Source organism: Elusimicrobiaceae bacterium (assembly GCA_017520185.1).
GTDB lineage: Bacteria > Elusimicrobiota > Elusimicrobia > Elusimicrobiales > Elusimicrobiaceae > Avelusimicrobium.
Genome location: JAFXGO010000027.1, coordinates 1 through 5,261 on the forward strand (window position 1 = coordinate 1; position 5,261 = coordinate 5,261).

At 42.5% G+C, this 5,261-nt stretch carries 6 protein-coding genes; 2 read left to right on the plus strand and 4 right to left on the minus strand.

Annotation, left to right across the window (positions count from 1 at the left end):
• On the plus strand, positions 1-356 hold a 356-nt coding region (locus tag IKL48_03965; protein ID MBR3603820.1), incomplete at its 5' end, for a hypothetical protein.
• A gap of 102 nt (positions 357-458) precedes the next feature.
• Here the strand turns inward: IKL48_03965 and IKL48_03970 are convergent.
• From IKL48_03970 to IKL48_03985, 4 genes are all read right to left on the minus strand, one after another.
• Positions 459-884 (minus strand): helix-turn-helix transcriptional regulator, encoded by a 426-nt coding sequence (locus IKL48_03970; GenBank protein MBR3603821.1) that lies wholly within the window; start codon positions 882-884, stop codon positions 459-461.
• A gap of 55 nt (positions 885-939) precedes the next feature.
• Positions 940-1,515, minus strand: a complete 576-nt coding sequence (locus tag IKL48_03975; protein ID MBR3603822.1) for a hypothetical protein — start codon at positions 1,513-1,515, stop codon at positions 940-942.
• A 73-nt stretch (positions 1,516-1,588) separates the two neighbouring features.
• Positions 1,589-1,816 carry a hypothetical protein gene (locus tag IKL48_03980; GenBank protein ID MBR3603823.1) on the minus strand — a complete coding sequence of 76 codons (228 nt, stop codon included), beginning with the start codon at positions 1,814-1,816 and terminating at the stop codon, positions 1,589-1,591.
• On the minus strand, positions 1,806-3,101 hold the full coding sequence (locus IKL48_03985; protein ID MBR3603824.1) for a hypothetical protein: 1,296 nt from the start codon (positions 3,099-3,101) through the stop codon (positions 1,806-1,808). The genes IKL48_03980 and IKL48_03985 overlap by 11 nt, the downstream gene beginning before the upstream one ends.
• 1,082 nt (positions 3,102-4,183) lie before the next feature.
• Here IKL48_03985 and IKL48_03990 point away from each other — a divergent pair.
• On the plus strand, positions 4,184-5,261 hold a 1,078-nt coding region (locus tag IKL48_03990), incomplete at its 3' end, for a plasmid recombination protein (GenBank protein ID MBR3603825.1).

Sequence of the window (5,261 nt, forward strand, 5' to 3'; positions counted from 1 at the left end):
AAACCACTTTGCAAAACAAGGCGGAATATGACAATGAAATTACTGCCTTAAAAGGCCCTGATAGTCCGATACGTCGGTTTTATGATGCAATTTATAACTTTGTCCAGGTTGTAAAAAAATCAAACTCCAAAGCCGAAATCATCGATGCAGCGTGGAAACTGTTAGAACCGTTTCCGAAGGTATATAACAGAATTCAGAACGCTGCAGGTTTTGAGAACGTTCATAACCTTCCGAAGAAGGAACGTAAGACCCCGGAACTTGTGGCCGACGTCAATCAGCTTCTCGCCGATGCAACGGCACGTTCCGAACAAAACTCTGTTTCAGAAGGCAAAATTAAAGACGGGAAGGAAATTTAATTCCTTTCCCGTCTAAAAACGTTCTTTCTCAGCCAATGGAAAGTTTTGGTGAAGACCTTATCCCAAAACCGAAAAAACGGTTTGACGTAGTAGCCCATTTTTTCACTCCTCATCATACGGCACGTAAGCCCAATTCACGACGTCGGTATAAAACGGGATATCATTATCACCCAGGAAGCGTAAACCGTCTATCGAGAACGCCAACTCACTGCACCACAATTCCGGATTATCCAGGTCTTTAAACCTTACCAACACGTAACGGTCGGGTGGAGCCGGTAACGGTTGCCACTCCAACGTGTACGTTTCATTGACCGGCTCTGGCGCATCCAAATCAAGAATGCGTTCGATGCTGCAGCCGTAAAACTCGGCAAAGGCGATAAGCTTGTCGCTCGGAATGGGACGTTCGCACCGTTCATACGCAGATAGCATACGTTGGCTCATGCCCATTTGGGCGGCCACGTCGCGCTGAAGCATACATTTGCATTTGCGTAAAACAAATAATTGGTTTCTAAATTTCATTTCTTTCATACCGTGTAACCTTCTTTCTAAATCACATTATACCGCTTAAGGATGTCGAAGAAGGTCACACTTTGCGATTTTTACGACGTTGCCAAAATTCTTTAAACGTTATCGGCCTTGTACGTTCGTTCTCAAGCTCGTCAGAAGCCTTCTGCACCGTTTTCTCGGCTTCGGCTACCTTCCGCCCTAATTCTTTGTTATCGGCGCTTAAAACGGCATTTTCGGCCTTCTGAGCTTCGATTTCGGCTTTAGCATCCTTTATAAAGCCTTCTAAAATTTCTTTTTCTTTCTCTTTCGCCGCGTTGTCTGCTTCCAGCAACTCGGTATTTTTTGCTTCGATAGCAAGCTGTCCATTCTGCTCAGTCAGTTCAATAATCTTGTCTTTGGCCGCATTTAATGCCTGCAGCAATTGTTTATTTTCTTCCTCAAGGTATTTTACAAGGTCCGAAGTTTCGGACACAACAATCGGTGCTTGTGTCATAAGACTGCGGATATACTCTGCACCTTCATCGGTGAGCCAGGTCTTACCGTGTGTTTTCTGAACACGGTCTCCCAATGCTTCCTTGTGATTTCGGATATGCCGATATACAATAGTTTCACTACAACCTTGTTGTGCAGCAAAATCTTTTATCGTTATCATAAAAACACCCACTTTCAACCGTTTTGAACAGTTCAAAACAAGTTCATTATATCAGAATTTTCAAAAAAATCAATTATTTCATTAGTTCTACGTCTATATCAAGATAATAGGCGCACGTTTTTTTGGACAATACGGCTGGATGCATCTCATATGACACCGCATTTTCTTTAAGTACGTACCCGTCATCAAACCATTGCTCTTCGGTTTTTAATCGTGCCTTAAGCGCATCAGGAAGCTTGCTTTTAATGGGTAAGCCGTCCCACTCTGAAGCACAACAAATAATCACATTATCAATTTTCATAATTCCACCACTTGTAAACCGTTGGCTTGCTTAAGCCAGTTACTCTGATGCACTCGGCTTTTGTTGCTTCGGTATGCTCGGCTCGGAACTGTTGCACCTTTTCTTTTGCTGACGGTCTGCCGTCTTTAACGTCTTCACCCAATTGTTTTTTTAACGATTTCATTGTGTTCATAACTACAATGTGGTCAGCACGTTTTCTTCCATTCCTTTTAATTGGCGTGTATTTCCAACCCTGCCAATCTTCCAATCGTGCCTTTGGTGTAAGCATTGCCCGGTTATTAAACATTTTCATTGCCGAATATATTTCTTTTTCTTTAATCATACGGTTGGCATCTTTATTGTAGCCAGGAAGAAGTGAAAGTAAATCTCTTTCTAATTCCTCTCGTGTAACCGGGTTAAGATTTTTGTGATTGTATTTGGAACACTTAAAGGCAATAACCGAAAGGGCACACATAGACATATACCGGTTACCTTCTTTAGTTTTTTCTCTGCAGTTTCGCAAAGCACAATCGTAAAAAGCACGGTTAGTGCTCCAGCCATTTCGTGCAATTCTCCTTTTCCTTTTCTTTTGATGCAGCTTTATATTCGCCCCACGTTCAAAGCTGCAATCAATCTCAAGGTTTTTTGCCAAGTCGTTAATGTTCCATTTGTCGCCTATCCTAAAAACAGAATTTTCCCAATCGTATTTGTTCAGAGCACCGGCCATGCGAAAATCTTGGCCAAACCACTGCACTTCTCTTTTAATATAATTACGTCTGCTCTGTTGAATAGCTAACGCTCGGTAAACCTGGTCAACGTTTTCTAAAATAGAATGATATACGCTTAAGGGCTCATCAAGCACAAAGTAAAGATGTAAGCCCGTACCGGAATTGACAATGTACGTTGGCTTTGCAAAATCTTCACCATTCGGACCCTTCCAATCGTTCATCAGAGCGTTTTGAACCACACCACTATATGCATTATCAAAATCAATTATAAAGCCGTAAAGTTCCTTGGCCGACTTTTTACTTATCCAGTTATTAAAGTACGTGCAACTTCCCAAAAGAACGTCATTACGACAACGACCAAAATCTATGGCGCTTTCAACCGTCATAGATTGAATTTTTTTGCCGGTCTCATCTTCATCAATTATAACGACCGGAACTTCAAGCTCTAAGTCACCAAAAAGGTCTTCATAAAACGTATAAGGGTCAACCTGTTCCCCAAACGCCTGAAGTACACCATTTTTACCTTCAAATTGTTCTTGGATGTACTCCAAAGATTCATCTTTTAATTGTTTTGCCATAAAATCACCACGTTTATTGCTCCGCAGGCGCCTGCGCGGCGGGCGGCCTTAGGAACAGAATTTTGACATTCTATCCGAAGTCATCCTTACGCTTTAAAGAAATCAAGAGACTTTCGCGGCATAAAAGCTACCGCATTTATTCCACGGTTCTCTTGACTTCTTTAATTTTCGGTAACCCTTGGCTTTGCCGCGGGAACAGGAACTGACATTCCTGCCCCCACGTCTTTGCCAGTGTACACCGAAAAACGCTTTTCCCACAGGGATATTTTTTTGAATATCGGATATAATATAGCTATATATTTCAAGCTCAAGAATCACCCCATATTTATAAAGGGGCGTAATGTATCAATGAGTATTTTTACCTTTTATGATATAATAATAGCACCCGATGGGGCACTTGTCAAGATTTTCCTTTTGCGATATAACAGTTAACCTACAAAAGCCGATTTTGCGCAAATGTAGGTTAACCGTTATATTATCAATGAAGTTAATTGGACACTTATCTTGCCCCTTGGGGTACTACGACATCCCCAAGGGGTGCTTTGTGCTTTGTGCCATATCTCGATACTTATAGAAACATCTTCGCACAATTTTTATACCGAATGTAAAATTTTGCTTGAAATTTTATACCAGATGAGCCATAATATATAAGGCGGCCGACCTTCATAGGCGAAATCGAAGAAGCCGGCGAATTGCCGAGCCGCCAAGCTATATAACGCCAGAGTATGATACGAATGAGCGTGCGACAGGCACGTGCTTAAAAATTGTCCCCGATTTCAACAAAAACGAAGTCACTCTACAAAATTGTAGGGTGACTTTTTTTGTTGGGATTGGCATTTACCCGACAGGGTGCCACGTGGCGAACGGCCATCGGCAGATGCCCCCGGTGGCGAACCGGTGGGTGAGATTTAGAAACGTCTGCAGAGCTGACGTTCCAAAATCGAAGGGCAACGCCCTTGAGCTCTCCGCAGGAGCCAAGCCGAACGGCGCCGGAGCCCCCAACTCGAAGGGGTGGGGGACAAACTAACTTTGACGAAAACGGAGTTTTTGTCAAAGTTGGATTTGTGCCATCTTTGGAAAAGATGGAAAAAACGAAATTGAAAGGAACAAATAATATGGGAAATAAGCAAACCTGCAGCGTATCACACGGACGTTGCGCTGCCAAGCACACGGCAAGAAAATTTGTCCCCAAAAACGTCTATGAAGAAATGATGCCGGAAAACATCCATCTGATATATCAACCTGTAAAAGAAGCTTTTCACGAAGCCTTTGACGATGCCATCCAGGAATACAATTCCAGACAAAAGCGAGCTGACCGCAAAAAGCACGATTATTATCAAGAAATCGTTGACGGTCAATACGAAGTAGATGAAAACGGCAAGAAACGTCAAATAATGAACGCACCACACCCCGAGTATGAATACGTATTTCAATACGGGAATCGGGACACAAACCCTGCATCCGTTCTTGATGATGCCGGAAAACGTGTTCTTGGCCCGTATGCCAACGTGAGCCGTGAAGCACTTTTAAAATTCTTTGAAGAATTTAAGAAGGCAAATCCAAACCTTTTCATCACCGGCGCGTCGATTCACATGGACGAAGCCACCCCACACTTACACATTCGTTTTATCCCTGTTGCAACAGGATATAAAAACGGAATGAAAAAACGCTGCAGCTTAACCAAAGCGTTAGAAAATTTGGGTTTCGAACGTAGCCCAGGACGTGAAAAAGAATTATCAATTTCTAAATGGACAACAGCGCAAAATGCCATTTTGGAAGAAATCGGCCAAGAATACGGTTTTGAAATTATCGAAGGCAATTCAAAAGGCCGTAAGCACGTTGACGTGCGCGAATGGTGTGCGGGTAAAGGTGATGAAATAACCCAACTTGAAAAAGAAACTGCAGCACTTCAAATGATGGCCGAGCACGAAGAAGCTCGTGCCTTCGAAGCGCATCAGGAAGCAAACAAAATTGTTGCTTCCTGCGCCGAACAAATAAAAATGGCCGAAGCTTCAATGCAAACCACTTTGCAAAACAAGGCGGAATATGACAATGAAATTACTGCCTTAAAAGGCCCTGATAGTCCGATACGTCGGTTTTATGATGCAATTTATAACTTTGTCCAGGTTGTAAAAAAATCAAACTCCAAAGCCGAAATCA

Bases quoted from the DNA above. Each gene is read 5' to 3' on its own strand.
- IKL48_03975 (MBR3603822.1), bottom strand. From the start codon at position 1,515: ATGATAACGATAAAAGATTTTGCTGCACAACAAGGTTGTAGTGAAACT.
- IKL48_03985 (MBR3603824.1), bottom strand. From the start codon at position 3,101: ATGGCAAAACAATTAAAAGATGAATCTTTGGAGTACATCCAAGAACAA.
- IKL48_03980 (MBR3603823.1), bottom strand. From the start codon at position 1,816: ATGAAAATTGATAATGTGATTATTTGTTGTGCTTCAGAGTGGGACGGC.
- IKL48_03970 (MBR3603821.1), bottom strand. From the start codon at position 884: ATGAAAGAAATGAAATTTAGAAACCAATTATTTGTTTTACGCAAATGC.